This window comes from Devosia sp. Root105 (assembly GCF_001424865.1).
GTDB lineage: Bacteria > Pseudomonadota > Alphaproteobacteria > Rhizobiales > Devosiaceae > Devosia_A.
The window spans coordinates 146,102-159,183 of sequence record NZ_LMCR01000016.1; the positions used below are offsets into that span (position 1 = coordinate 146,102).

At 63.9% G+C, this 13,082-nt stretch carries 15 protein-coding genes; 2 read left to right on the forward strand and 13 right to left on the reverse strand.

All coding sequences use genetic code 11. The annotated features are described in order from the left end of the window. Positions 1–3 precede the first annotated feature (3 nt). The 11 genes from nuoI to rpsU all read right to left on the reverse strand — a co-directional run bounded on the left by nuoI (position 4) and on the right by rpsU (position 10,489). The gene (nuoI, locus tag ASC68_RS16680; protein WP_055881640.1) at positions 4–492 is read right to left on the reverse strand and encodes an NADH-quinone oxidoreductase subunit NuoI; all 489 of its coding nucleotides are present in this window, start codon (positions 490–492) and stop codon (positions 4–6) included. After that, a complete protein-coding gene (gene nuoH, locus ASC68_RS16685; RefSeq protein ID WP_082528229.1) occupies positions 492–1,589 on the reverse strand; it encodes an NADH-quinone oxidoreductase subunit NuoH in 1,098 nt (365 codons plus the stop codon). Before nuoH ends, nuoI begins: the two co-directional genes overlap by 1 nt. 9 nt (positions 1,590–1,598) lie before the next feature. Further along, positions 1,599–3,710, reverse strand: a complete 2,112-nt coding sequence (nuoG, locus tag ASC68_RS16690; RefSeq protein ID WP_055881643.1) for an NADH-quinone oxidoreductase subunit NuoG — start codon at positions 3,708–3,710, stop codon at positions 1,599–1,601. 5 nt (positions 3,711–3,715) lie between these two features. Continuing rightward, a complete protein-coding gene (nuoF, locus tag ASC68_RS16695) occupies positions 3,716–5,029 on the reverse strand; it encodes an NADH-quinone oxidoreductase subunit NuoF (RefSeq protein ID WP_055881645.1) in 1,314 nt (437 codons plus the stop codon). After that, positions 5,029–6,306 (reverse strand): NADH-quinone oxidoreductase subunit NuoE, encoded by a 1,278-nt coding sequence (nuoE, locus tag ASC68_RS16700; RefSeq protein WP_055881647.1) that lies wholly within the window; start codon positions 6,304–6,306, stop codon positions 5,029–5,031. Before nuoE ends, nuoF begins: the two co-directional genes overlap by 1 nt. Then, positions 6,306–7,496: an NADH-quinone oxidoreductase subunit D gene (locus ASC68_RS16705; RefSeq protein WP_055881649.1), complete on the reverse strand. Its 1,191-nt coding sequence runs from the start codon at positions 7,494–7,496 to the stop codon at positions 6,306–6,308. Before ASC68_RS16705 ends, nuoE begins: the two co-directional genes overlap by 1 nt. Then, positions 7,496–8,107 (reverse strand): NADH-quinone oxidoreductase subunit C, encoded by a 612-nt coding sequence (locus ASC68_RS16710; protein ID WP_055881651.1) that lies wholly within the window; start codon positions 8,105–8,107, stop codon positions 7,496–7,498. The genes ASC68_RS16705 and ASC68_RS16710 overlap by 1 nt, the downstream gene beginning before the upstream one ends. An 8-nt stretch (positions 8,108–8,115) precedes the next feature. Continuing rightward, positions 8,116–8,691: an NADH-quinone oxidoreductase subunit B gene (locus ASC68_RS16715; RefSeq protein WP_055881654.1), complete on the reverse strand. Its 576-nt coding sequence runs from the start codon at positions 8,689–8,691 to the stop codon at positions 8,116–8,118. Continuing rightward, complete coding sequence (locus ASC68_RS16720) at positions 8,682–9,047, reverse strand: NADH-quinone oxidoreductase subunit A (protein WP_055881655.1); 366 nt, start codon at positions 9,045–9,047, stop codon at positions 8,682–8,684. The genes ASC68_RS16715 and ASC68_RS16720 overlap by 10 nt, the downstream gene beginning before the upstream one ends. 288 nt (positions 9,048–9,335) lie before the next feature. Beyond that, complete coding sequence (locus ASC68_RS16725) at positions 9,336–9,920, reverse strand: outer membrane beta-barrel protein (RefSeq protein ID WP_197421264.1); 585 nt, start codon at positions 9,918–9,920, stop codon at positions 9,336–9,338. 299 nt (positions 9,921–10,219) lie between these two features. Continuing rightward, positions 10,220–10,489, reverse strand: coding sequence for a 30S ribosomal protein S21 (gene rpsU / locus ASC68_RS28380; RefSeq protein WP_069911195.1), 270 nt, complete (start codon positions 10,487–10,489; stop codon positions 10,220–10,222). A gap of 619 nt (positions 10,490–11,108) precedes the next feature. Here rpsU and ASC68_RS16735 point away from each other — a divergent pair. After that, entirely contained in the window at positions 11,109–11,579 is a 471-nt protein-coding gene (locus ASC68_RS16735) for a thermonuclease family protein (RefSeq protein ID WP_055881664.1), read from the forward strand. 51 nt (positions 11,580–11,630) lie between these two features. On the opposite strand, the gene ASC68_RS16740 is transcribed toward ASC68_RS16735, so the two are convergent. Both ASC68_RS16740 and ASC68_RS16745 read right to left on the reverse strand, forming a co-directional pair. Continuing rightward, the gene (locus tag ASC68_RS16740; protein ID WP_055881668.1) at positions 11,631–12,173 is read right to left on the reverse strand and encodes a hypothetical protein; all 543 of its coding nucleotides are present in this window, start codon (positions 12,171–12,173) and stop codon (positions 11,631–11,633) included. Positions 12,174–12,178: 5 nt separating this feature from the next. Continuing rightward, positions 12,179–12,367, reverse strand: coding sequence for a hypothetical protein (locus ASC68_RS16745; RefSeq protein WP_055881671.1), 189 nt, complete (start codon positions 12,365–12,367; stop codon positions 12,179–12,181). A gap of 205 nt (positions 12,368–12,572) precedes the next feature. Between ASC68_RS16745 and ASC68_RS16750 the strand changes: the two genes are divergently transcribed. After that, the gene (locus ASC68_RS16750; RefSeq protein WP_055881673.1) at positions 12,573–12,956 is read left to right on the forward strand and encodes a hypothetical protein; all 384 of its coding nucleotides are present in this window, start codon (positions 12,573–12,575) and stop codon (positions 12,954–12,956) included. Positions 12,957–13,082: the final 126 nt, after the last annotated feature.

Consider the following 13,082-nt stretch of genomic DNA (forward strand, 5'->3'; position numbering starts at 1 on the left):
CCCTTACCGGTACGGCGCGTCGGCGGCGAGGTTGGCCGCGATCTCGCGCTCCCAACGATCGCCATTGGCGAGCAGCTTCTCTTTCGAGAAATACAGCTCCTCGCGCGTTTCGGTCGCGAACTCGAAGTTCGGCCCTTCGACGATCGCGTCGACCGGGCAAGCCTCCTGGCAGAAGCCGCAATAGATGCACTTCACCATGTCGATGTCGTAGCGCACCGTCCGGCGGGTACCGTCGTTCTGGCGCGGGCCGGCTTCGATAGTGATGGCCTGCGCCGGGCAGATCGCTTCGCAGAGCTTGCAGGCGATGCAGCGCTCTTCGCCATTGGGATAGCGGCGCAGCGCGTGCTCGCCGCGGAAGCGTGGCGAATATGGGATCTTCTCGAACGGGTAGTTCACCGTCTTCTTGGGTGCGAAGAAGTACTTCATCGCCAGGAAGAAGGCGCCGACGAACTCACGCAGCAGCAGGCCGTTGAGGAACTGGGCGAAACGCATCAGACAGACCCTCCGTGCCAGCCCCAGCCGGTGAGCTGGAGAACCGCGGCGACGACGACCACCATGAGCAGCGAGATCGGCAGGAAAACCTTCCAGCCGATACGCATCAGCTGGTCATAGCGGTAGCGCGGCACGATCGCCTTGGCCATCGCGAACATGAAAAACACCAGGCAGAGCTTGAGGACGAACCAGACGACGCCCGGGATCCAGGTGAACGGCGGCAGGTCGATCGGCGCCGCCCAGCCCCCGAGGAACAGGATCGTCGTCATGCAGCACATCAGGATGATGGCGATGTACTCGCCGAGCATGAACAGCAGGTACGGGGTCGAGGAGTACTCAACCATGTAGCCGGCCACCAGCTCGGATTCACCTTCCGGCAGGTCGAACGGCGGGCGGTTGGTTTCCGCCAGGGCCGAGACGTAGAAGATCACGAACATCGGGAACAGCGGCAGCCAGTACCAGTTCAGGACACTGAGCCACGGCACGCCGAGCATATGCGCGATGCCGCCCGACTGCTGCGCCACCACGATATCGGTGAGGTTCAAGGAGCCGACCACCAGCAGCACCGTGATGATCACGAGGCCGATCGAGACTTCGTACGACACCATCTGCGCTGCCGAACGGAGCGCACCGAGGAAGGCGTACTTCGAGTTCGAAGCCCAGCCGCCCATGATGATGCCGTATACGCCCAGCGACGAGATGGCGAAGATGTAGAGGATGCCGACATTGATGTTGGCCAGTGCCCACCCCTTGTCGAAGGGGATCACGGCATAGGCCGAGAGCGCCAGGATGGAGGTCACCAGCGGCGCCAGGATGAACAGCACCTTGTCCGAACTTGCCGGAATTACAGGCTCTTTGAGGACGAACTTCAACAAGTCCGCGAAGCTCTGCAACAGCCCGAACGGGCCGACGACGTTGGGGCCGCGACGCTGTTGCACCGCCGCCCAGATCTTGCGGTCGGCGAGCAGGATATACGCGGTGAACAACAGCAGCGCGATGAGCAGCAGCAGCCCCTTGTAGATGAAGCCGACCTGTTCACCCCACCCGAAGATCGGGATACCGAGCAGGTAGTCCAGCGCTGAAACAACGAAATCCATCTGGGCCCCTTACTCTGCTGCCTGCCGGAGACCGGCCTGCAGCGCGGCGCATTCGCCCATCGTCGCGGACGACCGCGCGATCGGGTTGGTGAGGTAGAAGTCGGCAACCGGCGAGGTGAAGGTCGCGGACTTGGTCTTGATCGCGGCGCCGGCGAGCTTCTTCACATCGGCCAGCGAACCCTGGGCGATCTGGTCGAGCCGCGCCAGGTGCGGGAACTCGGCATAGATCGCGGCGCGCAACTGGCTGAGCGAGTTGAACGGCAGCGGCTGGCCGAGCACGGCGCTGAGCGCCCGGAAAATCGCCCAGTCTTCCTTCGCCTCGCCCGGCGGGAACACGGCGCGCTCGGCGAGCTGCACGCGACCCTCGGTGTTGACATAGGTGCCCGACTTCTCGGTGTAAGCGGCAGACGGCAGGATCACGTCGGCGCGGTGCGCACCAGCATCGCCATGCGTGCCCACGTAGATCACGAACGCCTTGCCCATCGCCGAGGTGTCGTACTCATCGGCACCGAGCAGGAACAGCACGTCGAGCTCGCCCTTGCCGGCAAGGCCGATCTGGTCGGCCGAACAGACGCCGCCGTCATGCGGCACGAAACCGATATCGAGGCCGCCGACGCGGCCGGCGGCATTGTGCAGCAGCGCGAGGCCATTCCAGTCTTCCGCGGCGCCCGAGCCGGTGGCGAGCTTGGCCGCCATGGCGAGGACGTCACGGCCGATCTGCTTGGAATGCGCAGCGCCATGCGACACAGCGCCCTCGCCCACGATGATCAGCGGACGCACGGCCTTCGACAGGATCTCGCCGAAGCTGCCCTTGCGCGCCACGAGGTCGGCCAGCGCCGACAGCCCGTTGCCCAGGTACTCGTACTTGTAGGTGAGGTCGGCATTGTCGCCGATCACCGCGATCGGGGTGTTCTTGGCGCGCCAGGCCTTGCGGATACGCGCGTTGACCAGCGCGGCTTCCTTGCGCGGGTTCGAGCCGATGATCAGGATCGCGTCGGCTTCTTCGATACCCGCAATAGTCGGGTTGAAGATGTAGGCCGAGCGCGGCATCGACGGATCGATCCCCGACATTGCCGGGCGGCAATCGGTCATGCCCGAGCCGAGCGAGGTCATCAGCGCCTTGAGCGCATACATATCCTCAACGGCTGCCAGGTCGCCGGCAATGGCGCCGACCTTGTTGCCGCCGCCCGAAGCCTTGATCGCCTTGGCGATGGCGGCAAACGCCTCATCCCACGACGCCGGCTTCAGCTTGCCGCCGGAGCGGACATAGGGGCGATCGAGGCGCTGGCTCTTGAGGCCATCCCAGATGAAGCGGGTCTTGTCTGAAATCCACTCTTCGTTGATCGCCTCGTTGACGCGCGGCAGGATGCGCATCACTTCGCGGCCACGGCTGTCGACGCGGATGTTGGAGCCGACCGCGTCCATCACGTCGATGGTCTCGGTCTTCACCAGTTCCCACGGACGCGCATGGAACGCGTAGGGCTTGGAAGTGAGCGCGCCGACCGGGCAGAGGTCGATGACGTTGCCCTGCAGCTCGCTGGTCAGCGCCTGCTCGAGATACGAGGTGATCTCGGCGTCTTCACCGCGGCCGAGCAGGCCCATCTCGGTGATGCCGGCAACCTCGGTGGTGAAACGGACGCAGCGCGTGCAGTGAATGCAGCGATTCATCTCGGTCTTCACCAGCGGCCCGAGATACTTGTCCTCGACGGCGCGCTTGTTCTCGGCGAAGCGGTTCTTGTCCACCCCATAGGCCATGGCCTGGTCCTGCAGGTCGCACTCGCCGCCCTGGTCGCAGATCGGGCAATCCAGCGGGTGGTTGATGAGCAGGAACTCCATCACCCCTTCGCGGGCCTTCTTGACCATCGGGGTGTTGGTGAACATCTCCGGCGGCTCGCCGTTCGGGCCGGGACGCAGGTCCTTGACCGACATGGCGCAGCTGGCCTGCGGCTTGGGCGGCCCACCCTTCACCTCGACGAGGCACATGCGGCAGTTGCCCGCCACCGACAGGCGCTCGTGGTAGCAGAAGCGCGGGATTTCCGCGCCGGCTGCTTCCGCGGCCTGCATCAGGGTGTAGTAATCGGGGACCTCGACGAGCGTACCGTCGACTTTGATGCTGGCCATTGGCCTTACTCCGCCGCGATCGAGGGCACGGCGCCCTCGCTGGTCGAGGACCAGGTGTATTGGTCGATCCGCGCCTCGATGACGTCGCGGAAGTTGCGGATCAGGCCCTGCACCGGCCAGGCCGCCGCATCGCCGAGGGCACAGATGGTGTGCCCTTCGATCTGCTTGGTCACATCGAACAGCATGTCGATTTCGCGCTTCTGGGCGCGGCCTTCGACCATGCGTTCCATGACACGCATCATCCAGCCGGTGCCTTCACGGCACGGCGTGCACTGGCCGCAGCTCTCGTGCTTGAAGAACGCCTGGATGCGCCAGATCGCCTTGATGATGTCGGCCGACTTGTCGAGGACGATCATGCCGCCGGTGCCGAACGAGGATTTCTTCTCGCGCAGCCCATCGAAATCCATGATCGCGGTGCGCATGTCTTCGCCGCGCACCACCGGGCAGGACGCGCCGCCGGGGATCACCGCGAGCAGGTTATCCCAGCCGCCGCGGATGCCGCCGCAGTGCTTTTCGATCAGCTCTTCGAAGGTGCAGCCCATCGCATCCTCGAACACCGCCGGCTTGTTGACGTGGCCCGAGGCCATGAACAGCTTGGTACCGGTATTGTTGGGCCGGCCGATGCCGCCGAACCAGGCGCCGCCGCGGCGCAGGATCTCGGGCACCACGGCAATGGATTCGACGTTGTTGACCGTGGTCGGGTTGCCGTAGACGCCCATCGCCGCCGGGAACGGCGGCTTCAGGCGCGGCTGGCCCTTCTTGCCCTCGAGCGACTCCATCAGCGCGGTTTCTTCGCCGCAGATGTAGGCGCCGGCGCCGTGATGGACGACGATCTCGAAGTCCCAGCCATGCACGTTGTTCTTGCCGATCAGCTTGGCGTCATAGGCCTGCTGCACGGCGGCTTCGAAATTCTGCCGCTCGCGGATGAACTCGCCGCGGATGTAGACATAGGCGATGTGTGCGCCCATGGCGCGGCCGGCGAGCAGGCACCCTTCGATCAGGTGATGCGGGTCGTGGCGCAGGATCTCGCGATCCTTGCAGGTGCCAGGCTCGGACTCGTCGGCATTGACGAGGAGCTGGCTCGGACGGCCGTCATTGACGCCTTCCTTGGGCATGAAGGTCCATTTGAGCGCAGTCGGGAAACCGGCGCCGCCACGGCCACGCAGGCCCGAACCCTTGACCTCGTTGACGATCCAGTCACGACCGTTGTCGATGAACTTCTTGGTATCGACCCAGCCGCCACGCGCCCGGGCGCCTTCGAGGCCCCAGTCGCCAGTGCCGTAGAGATTGGTGAAGATGCGATCCTGGTCAGCGAGCATCAGCGCGGGTCCTTCCCGAACACCTTGCGATATTCCTCGACGCCGCCCTTGGCGAGCGCCTTGGCCTGCTTGATCCACTCATCGCGGGCCACCCGGCCCGGGAATGCGAGGTGATCTTCGAGCTTTGCGATATCAGCCTTCTTCAGCGCCGCCACCTGGGCCCAGGTGGTGATGCCGATGGCGTTGAGCTTGCCCTCGAGCACCGGGCCGACGCCCGAGATCAGCTTGAGGTCATCCGGCGTGCCGGCGGGGGCCTGGAACAGCCTGGCGCCGCCGTCCTCGCTTGGCGACACGGCGGTCGCCGGGGCGGGTGCGCGCTTGGCCTTGGTGTCGGTCTTGCCGGCGTCGATCTTGCCGGCCGGCGATTCCGCGCCGGTGGCCGTCTCGCGCATCGCCCGGTTGGGCGTGCCGTCGGCCTTGGCCGCCTTGTTGGCGGCCTTGCGCTCGGCTTCGGCGGTCGCCGTCGAGACCTTCTCGGGCGACGGCGACTTCAGGGCCGGCGCCGTCTCTTCCGTCGTGGTATTCTTGCGGCCCGCAGCTGTCGGCTCGGGAGCCTTGGCAGCCGGGGCAGCGGCGGCGGCGGGAGCCGCAGGAGCTGCCGCACCAGGAGCAGCCGCGGGTGCTGCCGGTGGCGGCGGGAACGGCTTGTAGGTGCGCTTGGCGGTCGGCTTTTCGAGCAGCGTCGTCTGGCCGCCTTCCGCCGCAGCGAACTGGCGCACGACCTGCGGGCCAGGCTTTACGTCGCTGCCTTTGCCGGCGGCGAACTTGTCGAGGATCGCCTCAAAGCTCTCGACCGTCAGGTCTTCGTAGGTGTCGCTGCCCACCATCACCAGCGGCGCATTCACGCAGGCGCCGAGGCACTCGACCTCTTCCCAGCTGAGGGTGCCCTCGGCATTGGTCTCGAACGGGTTGTGGTTGATGCGGCGCTCGCAGATGTGGCGGATGTCCTCGGCGCCACGCAGCATGCAGGGCGTCGTGCCGCACACCTGGATGTGGGCGCGGGTGCCGACCGGCTGCAGCAGGAACTGCGTGTAGAAGGTCGCGACTTCAAGCACGCGAATATAGGGCATCTCGAGCAGCTTGCCGACCGCTTCGATCGCGGCGCGGCTGACCCAACCCTGCTGCTCCTGGGCGCGGAACAGCACCGGAATCACGGCCGACTGCTGACGGCCCGGCGGATACTCCGCCATCTTCTTTTCGGCCCAGGCCTGGTTTTCCTTCGTGAAGGCGAAGGTAGTCGGCTGGACGGCCTCATCTGCTAAACGGCGGACGGACATTACCGATCGACCTCACCAAACACGATATCGAGCGAACCGAGGATAGCGGCGACGTCGGCCAGCATGTGTCCCCGGCAGAGGAAATCCATCGCCTGCAGGTGCGCAAAGCCCGGCGCGCGGATCTTGCAGCGGTATGGCTTGTTGGTGCCGTCGCTGACCAGGTAGACGCCGAACTCGCCCTTGGGCGCTTCGACTGCGGCATACACCTCACCGGCCGGCACCTTGTAGCCTTCGGTGTAAAGCTTGAAGTGATGGATCAGCGCTTCCATCGACTGCTTCATCTCGCCGCGCTTGGGCGGCACCACCTTGCCGTCGGTCGAGGCGACGGGCCCCTGCCCTTCGGGCGAATTCAACAGGTCGAGCACCTGCTTCATGATCCGGATCGACTGGCGCATCTCGTCCATGCGGACGAGGTAACGGTCGTAGCAATCACCGTTCTTGCCGATCGGCACGTCGAACTCGAGCCGGTCGTAGCACTCATAGGGCTGCGACTTGCGCAGGTCCCAGGCATCGCCCGAGCCGCGCACCATCACGCCCGAAAAGCCCCACTTCCATGCATCTTCCGCCGACACCACGCCGATATCGGCGTTGCGCTGCATATAGATGCGGTTGCCGGTAAGCAGTTTCTCGAGGTTGTCGAGCACCAGCAGGAACGGGTCGCAGAACGCGCCGATATCGTCGATCAGCGCCTGCGGCAGATCCTGGTGCACGCCACCCGGACGGAAATAGGCCGCATGCATGCGGCTGCCCGAGGCGCGCTCGTAGAAGATCATCAGCTTCTCGCGCTCGTCGAACCCCCATAGCGGCGGGGTCAGCGCGCCGACGTCCATCGCCTGCGTCGTGCAGTTGAGCATGTGCGACAAGAGCCGGCCGATCTCGGCATAGAGCACGCGGATCAGCTGGCCACGCAGCGGCACTTCGATGCCCAGCAGCTTTTCGACTGCGAGGCAGAAGGCATGCTCCTGGTTCATCGGCGCGACATAGTCGAGCCGGTCGAAATACGGCACGGCCTGCAGGTACGTCTTGGTCTCGATCAGCTTCTCGGTACCGCGATGCAGCAGCCCGATATGCGGATCGACGCGCTCGACCACTTCGCCGTCGAGCTCGAGGATGAGGCGGAGCACACCGTGGGCGGAGGGATGGATCGGCCCAAAGTTGATGGTGAAGTTTCTTACATCGACTTCGGACATCAGTTCTTCGCCTTCTCGTCGCCGGGCAGCACGTAATCCGTACCCTCCCACGGTGACAGATAATCGAACTGCCGGAATTCCTGCGGCAGCTTCACCGGCTCATAGACGACGCGCTTGCGCTCTTCGTCGTAGCGGACTTCGACGTAACCGGTGGTCGGGAAATCCTTGCGCAGCGGATAGCCGTCAAAGCCATAGTCGGTCAGCAGCCGGCGCAGGTCCGGGTGGCCGGTGAACAGGATGCCGAACAGATCGTAGGTCTCGCGCTCGAACCAGTCGGCACCCGGGAACAGGCCGGTGATCGACTGCACCGGCTGGGTGTCGTCGGTGGAGAGCTTCAGCCGCACGCGCAGGTTCTGCTTGGGGCTTAAGAGGTGGTAGACCACGTCGAAGCGCTCTGCGCGCTCCGGATAGTCCACCCCGCACACGTCGGTGATACCCGCAAACGCCTCGTGATCGTGCAGGAACGTCGCGACATCGATGATCGCGTCGCGCTGCACCGAGAGCGTCAGTTCGCCGTAAGCCAGCTTGTGGTCGATGATTTTTTCGCCGAGCGCGTTGCGGGCGCGTTCAGCGAGCGCCGCGAGCGGTGAAGGAATGGGGCCGTCAGTCATGGCCGGTCCTAACGTTCGATCGTGCCGGTGCGGCGGATTTTCTTCTGCAGCAACAGGATGCCGTAGAGCAGTGCCTCAGCGGTCGGCGGGCAGCCCGGAACATAGATGTCGACGGGCATGACGCGATCGCAGCCGCGCACCACAGAGTACGAATAGTGATAGTAGCCGCCGCCATTGGCGCAGCTGCCCATCGAGATGACGTAGCGCGGCTCCGGCATCTGGTCGTAGACCTTGCGCAGCGCCGGGGCCATCTTGTTGGTCAGCGTACCGGCGACGATTAGCACGTCCGCCTGGCGCGGCGAGGCGCGCGGCGCAGTGCCGAATCGCTCGATGTCGTAGCGCGGCATCGACATCTGGATCATTTCCACGGCGCAGCAGGCGAGGCCGGTCTGCATCCACATCAGCGAGCCGGTGCGTGCCCAGGTGATCAGCTGCGACGCTGTCGAAACCAGGAAGCCCTTGTCGGCGAGCTCGGCATTCACATCCGCCATGAACGGATCGTCGGCGCCGATCGGCTTGTTGGTGCGTGGGTCGATCAGGCCCTTGGGCTGCGGCGCGACCAGCGTCTGTTCACTCAATCCCATTCCAGCGCGCCCTTCTTCCATTCGTAGATGAAGCCGATAGTCAGCACGCCAAGGAAGATCATGACTGACCAGAAGCCGAACCAGCCGACATCACGGAACGCCACGGCCCAGGGGAACAGCAGCGCCACTTCGAGATCGAAGACGATGAACAGGATCGACACCAGGTAGAAGCGCACATCGAACTTCATGCGCGCATCGTCGAATGCTTCAAAACCCGCTTCAAACGCCGACACCTTCTCCGGGTCGGGTCGCTTGTAGGCAACGATGAAGGGGGCAACCATGAGGGCCAGGCCGATAACGGCAGCCAGACCGACGAATATGATGATCGGCAGGTAGTTGCTGAGCAACTCGTTCATTGTGCAGCCTAATGGTCGGGCCGGCTGGAGTGGCCGGCTCGCGCGGCCAGACGGGCAATTTTGGGCCCCTCAGACGACGCGACTTCGTGTGGCACGGGCTTAGCCCACGCCTTGCAGCGATTCAAGAAAAACTAATGTTGATCATTACGCTCAACTTAGTACGGAAAACTGGCTGAGACGCCCTGCCCGCAACGGTCTTCCGGCTATTGGTGCCGCGTGAGTGTTCCACTCATGGTTGAGGCCCCGCAAACGCAATGCTGCGCCCGGCTATGTGACCCTCGGATTCGCCTAGAAGTGGAACCGCGCGCCGAGGCTGAACTGGTCCTTGGGGTTGCCGCCCTCGAGGTCGAAGCCACGCAGGTATTCGGCATTCAACGAGATGTCGTCGGTGACGGCATACTCGAGGCCGCCGCCGGCAAGGAAGTCGCGCTCGCCGGTCCCGCCGAGTTCCATGCCATAGCCGGCCGAGGCATAGGCCAACAGGTCATCGGTCACCAGCACCCCGCCGCGACCGGTCACCTGGCCATAGGCCGTATCGATTGTGTCGCCGGTCAGCCCGTGCAGGGCCACCTCGCCGCCAATGAGGAAGAAGTCGAGTTGCGCGTTTACGCCGGCAGCGATTCCCGCGCCGACCTCAGTCCCGCGAGCCGGGCTGGACTGCACCACGCCGTAGACCCCGGCGTAAAAGCCGCTCCAGTTGAATCCCGTGGCGACCGGTACCGCGACATCGCTCGAGCCCACCGGCACGGTGATCAGATCAGAAGCCGTCGCAGCGCCTGCCATGGCGGCCAGCAACGTTCCTGCAAACACCAGTCGCAATGGCACCAGCATGGCCGGTTTCTCCTGGATCGCCTCCAACAGTTCTAAATGCACGACACACATCCGCGGTTCCGTCAGGATTCGCGGACACCTACATCTGAAATGTGGTGTGGCGGCGGCCATTGCAAGGACAGCCGCCCCCAAACCGTAACGAGCCGGCTACACGAGATCGTTCGGTGCACCTGGCTGGTTTTCTGGTTGGCAGGGGCATCAGACGCGCCCTCTTCGAGCATCGCCAACAATGACCGGCATTGAGCTTCACGGTGGGGCTTTCACCCGCAACCTTGCCTAACAGCGGGCATGAAAAAACCCGCCGATGTGGCGGGTTCGCTCTACTCGTCGATGCGCAGCGGCTAGCCGCCTCGAAGCGCCGAAGGCGCCTGGGCTCGCTGGAACGCCGGTTTCTTCACCGGGGCAGCGATCAGGCCTTCACGAATGGCAGTCTTGCGAGCGGCCTTGCGGCCCCGACGTACTGCCTCGGCGGCTTCACGAACCCGCTTTTCCGACGGCTTCTCGTAATAGCTGCGGAGTTTCATCTCCCGGAAGACACCCTCACGCTGCAAGCGCTTCTTGAGTACCTTGAGAGCCTGATCGACGTTATTGTCGCGAACGAGAACCTGCAAACATTGTCCTAACGTGGGGTGGCGGCTTCATGATTGAAGCCACTTCGAACGCCAATGCGTTCGCCGCGCTAATAGCATGCGTCAGCCTGAACATCACCCTCTGAGTTGGATGCGGCACTGAAGCGATCGCCGTCGACGCCCCGGCCAGCGTTCAGTCAGAACAAAACGGCATAGAAAGTGGGAACATGTCGGCGGGGGAAATGAGAACATCGCTCGAAGGCGATCAGCGCCACCCAAAGTTCACCACTGATGTGAAGAAAAAGGGTGGCGCGAGAGACGGGGCTCGAACCCGCGACCTCCGGCGTGACAGGCCCTCTATATATAGAGAGTGGTCAGGAGGTGTTCCTACTCCGGATCGGCCGGAAACGGCCAGACGGCGGCCGATAGTGGGAACGCCGTGTTTGCTTCCCTGCGGGGATCGAAGCTAGGCTGCTCACATGTGCAACCTCTACAGCATCACCACGAAAGAAGAATGCTCTCGCCCAGTATGCGATGCTTGTGAGGCCTTGCCTTGAAACCCCGATCACCTACCCCGTTTGGTCGTCGCCCAAGGATCGCTCCGCAGCAGCCCAGACTGATTCCTCGATCTCCCCGGCTAGTTTCCCGGGGACGTGGCTCGATGGGCGCCTACGCGATCCTGGCGTTGTGCGGCGTTGGGGCACTCGGCTTCGTTGCGGGATCCAGCAACGACCAGCGCAGTCCTGCGACATCGAGTTTTCAGCAGGCTTCGGCTGGCGAGTTCCGGATGCAGTTCGCGATGTGTGGCGGCGGCAAGCGCTACACGTGCGTTGTCGACGGTGACACCATTTGGCTGCAGGGTATGAACCTGCGACTTCAGTCGTTCGACACCCCAGAGCCCTTCAACGATATCTGTGGTGGAAAGCAGGAGGTGGCTCTCGCCAAGCGAGCAAGCGCGCGCCTGCTGGATTTGCTCAACGACAATTCTTTCACGGTTGAAACCTTCGGAATCGACGGAACAGGAAAGCGCACTCTCGCGACGATCAAGATCGCTGGTCGTGATGTAGGGGACATTCTGATTGAGGAGCGTCTGGCGAGGCGATGGCCGGACGGCGAAGAGTGGTGGTGCTGAGTCGCCATATCGTGATGTTCGGCCTGCTGCGCAGAAGGGATGGCGCGCGATTCAACGCACAACCCTCAATCCGCCCTTCCCCATCCCGGCAGACCTATGCACCGCTGGTGCCGTCGGCGCCGGCGCCTGCAGCTTCTCCCACCTGATCAGCACGTGGTCGGACTGGCATTCCGGACATTTCAGATGTCTCGGCAACTTTGAAAGCGGGAAATCGTAGGGTAGCGCCATCAGAAGCGAGTGCACGTCGGCCATGAACTCGCCCGGGCACGCCTTCGCCGGCTTCAGTGATGCGCGCCGTCTGTCACAGGACAGCCAGCCCACCCAGTTGCCCAGCCGAGCATCCGACAGGGTCGCCCACTGTTCGAAGGGCGGCTCCATTGGCTGGACAGAGCAGCCCTCCCCCAGCTTCGCGAGTTCGCACGGGGGATTTCCGTCCGCCGCCACCAGGCGCGCCAGTTCGCCGAGAGGACGGTCTCCGTACCTGCGCTGCAGCTTGCCGGTGCCGGCGGAGGCAATGCGCTGGCATCGCCGGCAGACGATATCGAGTTGCCTCGGCGTATAGGCCGAGAGCCGTAGATTGGCGAGGTCGTCCACGGCTTTCAGTCGGCGATTTCTCGCATCGCGTAAACGGGCATCCGGTCTGAGTTTTCCTGAGGCAACTCGCGGAGCGCGCGCTCCACGGTCCCGAGGCGAAAGCCGGTGACTTGCGAGATGTCGTGGGCGGTGAAGAATGGGCAGGTCCGTTTAAGCGACTTGATCTGATCGGACGGACTGATTGAGGTGGACATTTTGAGCTCCTTTACGTCGGGAGCCACGAGTCATATACCCGTGAACGAAATGAGAACAAGCCACGAGGGATGGTGGGCTGTGAACAGCGAATCCCACAATCGCTTCACCTGGGCTCCGGTTGCCGCTAGCCCGGGCCAGGATCCTGCGATGCGGCGCCTAGGCGCTCAACTGCCGTCACCCACCGGTGACGTCGTAAGAGGGCATATGGCCGAGGCGTTGGCGCACCAAAGGCGCGACAACCAGGGCTCATGGAACTGGTCGGTCGGGATCTACCGCCATTGGGGCGTGCACTTCATCCGGAGCGGCTATGCCGATACCTCCCAAGAAGCCGCGGACTTGGCAAATTCCGCGCTACCGGAAGTGATCGGCGAGGCGGCGGCGCATGATGAGCGGGAGGCGGCGCTCGATGCCATCCTCCATGCGGCTCGTCAGCCCGAGGGGGAATGGGTCGTTCCCTTACTTCCGATCGAGGGCCGCGACGAGCGGTTCCTGCGCAGCCTTCAATGGAGGGTCGGTCAGGCCGGGAAGAACGACTGGCCGGGCTACCGCGCCTTGGCGGCCGGCCTACGGGAATATCTTGGCTCCTAGTCGAGCTTGTGGCGCTCCTTCAGTCGAGCCTTGAGCGACGGCGGCAGGTCGAGCTTGGCGATCATGTCTTTGACGATCTCCTGCTGCGTCATCGGTAGTTCCCCCGACACCGCCCGGCTCCGCTCG

What these genes read in the sequence shown, in the direction of transcription:
- nuoI (WP_055881640.1), bottom strand. Translation starts at nt 492, where the DNA reads ATGCGTTTCGCCCAGTTCCTCAACGGCCTGCTGCTGCGTGAGTTCGTC.
- nuoH (WP_082528229.1), bottom strand. Translation starts at nt 1,589, where the DNA reads ATGGATTTCGTTGTTTCAGCGCTGGACTACCTGCTCGGTATCCCGATC.
- nuoG (WP_055881643.1), bottom strand. Translation starts at nt 3,710, where the DNA reads ATGGCCAGCATCAAAGTCGACGGTACGCTCGTCGAGGTCCCCGATTAC.
- nuoF (WP_055881645.1), bottom strand. Translation starts at nt 5,029, where the DNA reads ATGCTCGCTGACCAGGATCGCATCTTCACCAATCTCTACGGCACTGGC.
- nuoE (WP_055881647.1), bottom strand. Translation starts at nt 6,306, where the DNA reads ATGTCCGTCCGCCGTTTAGCAGATGAGGCCGTCCAGCCGACTACCTTC.
- ASC68_RS16705 (WP_055881649.1), bottom strand. Translation starts at nt 7,496, where the DNA reads ATGTCCGAAGTCGATGTAAGAAACTTCACCATCAACTTTGGGCCGATC.
- ASC68_RS16710 (WP_055881651.1), bottom strand. Translation starts at nt 8,107, where the DNA reads ATGACTGACGGCCCCATTCCTTCACCGCTCGCGGCGCTCGCTGAACGC.
- ASC68_RS16715 (WP_055881654.1), bottom strand. Translation starts at nt 8,691, where the DNA reads ATGGGATTGAGTGAACAGACGCTGGTCGCGCCGCAGCCCAAGGGCCTG.
- ASC68_RS16720 (WP_055881655.1), bottom strand. Translation starts at nt 9,047, where the DNA reads ATGAACGAGTTGCTCAGCAACTACCTGCCGATCATCATATTCGTCGGT.
- ASC68_RS16735 (WP_055881664.1), top strand. Translation starts at nt 11,109, where the DNA reads ATGGGCGCCTACGCGATCCTGGCGTTGTGCGGCGTTGGGGCACTCGGC.
- ASC68_RS16745 (WP_055881671.1), bottom strand. Translation starts at nt 12,367, where the DNA reads ATGTCCACCTCAATCAGTCCGTCCGATCAGATCAAGTCGCTTAAACGG.
- ASC68_RS16750 (WP_055881673.1), top strand. Translation starts at nt 12,573, where the DNA reads ATGGCCGAGGCGTTGGCGCACCAAAGGCGCGACAACCAGGGCTCATGG.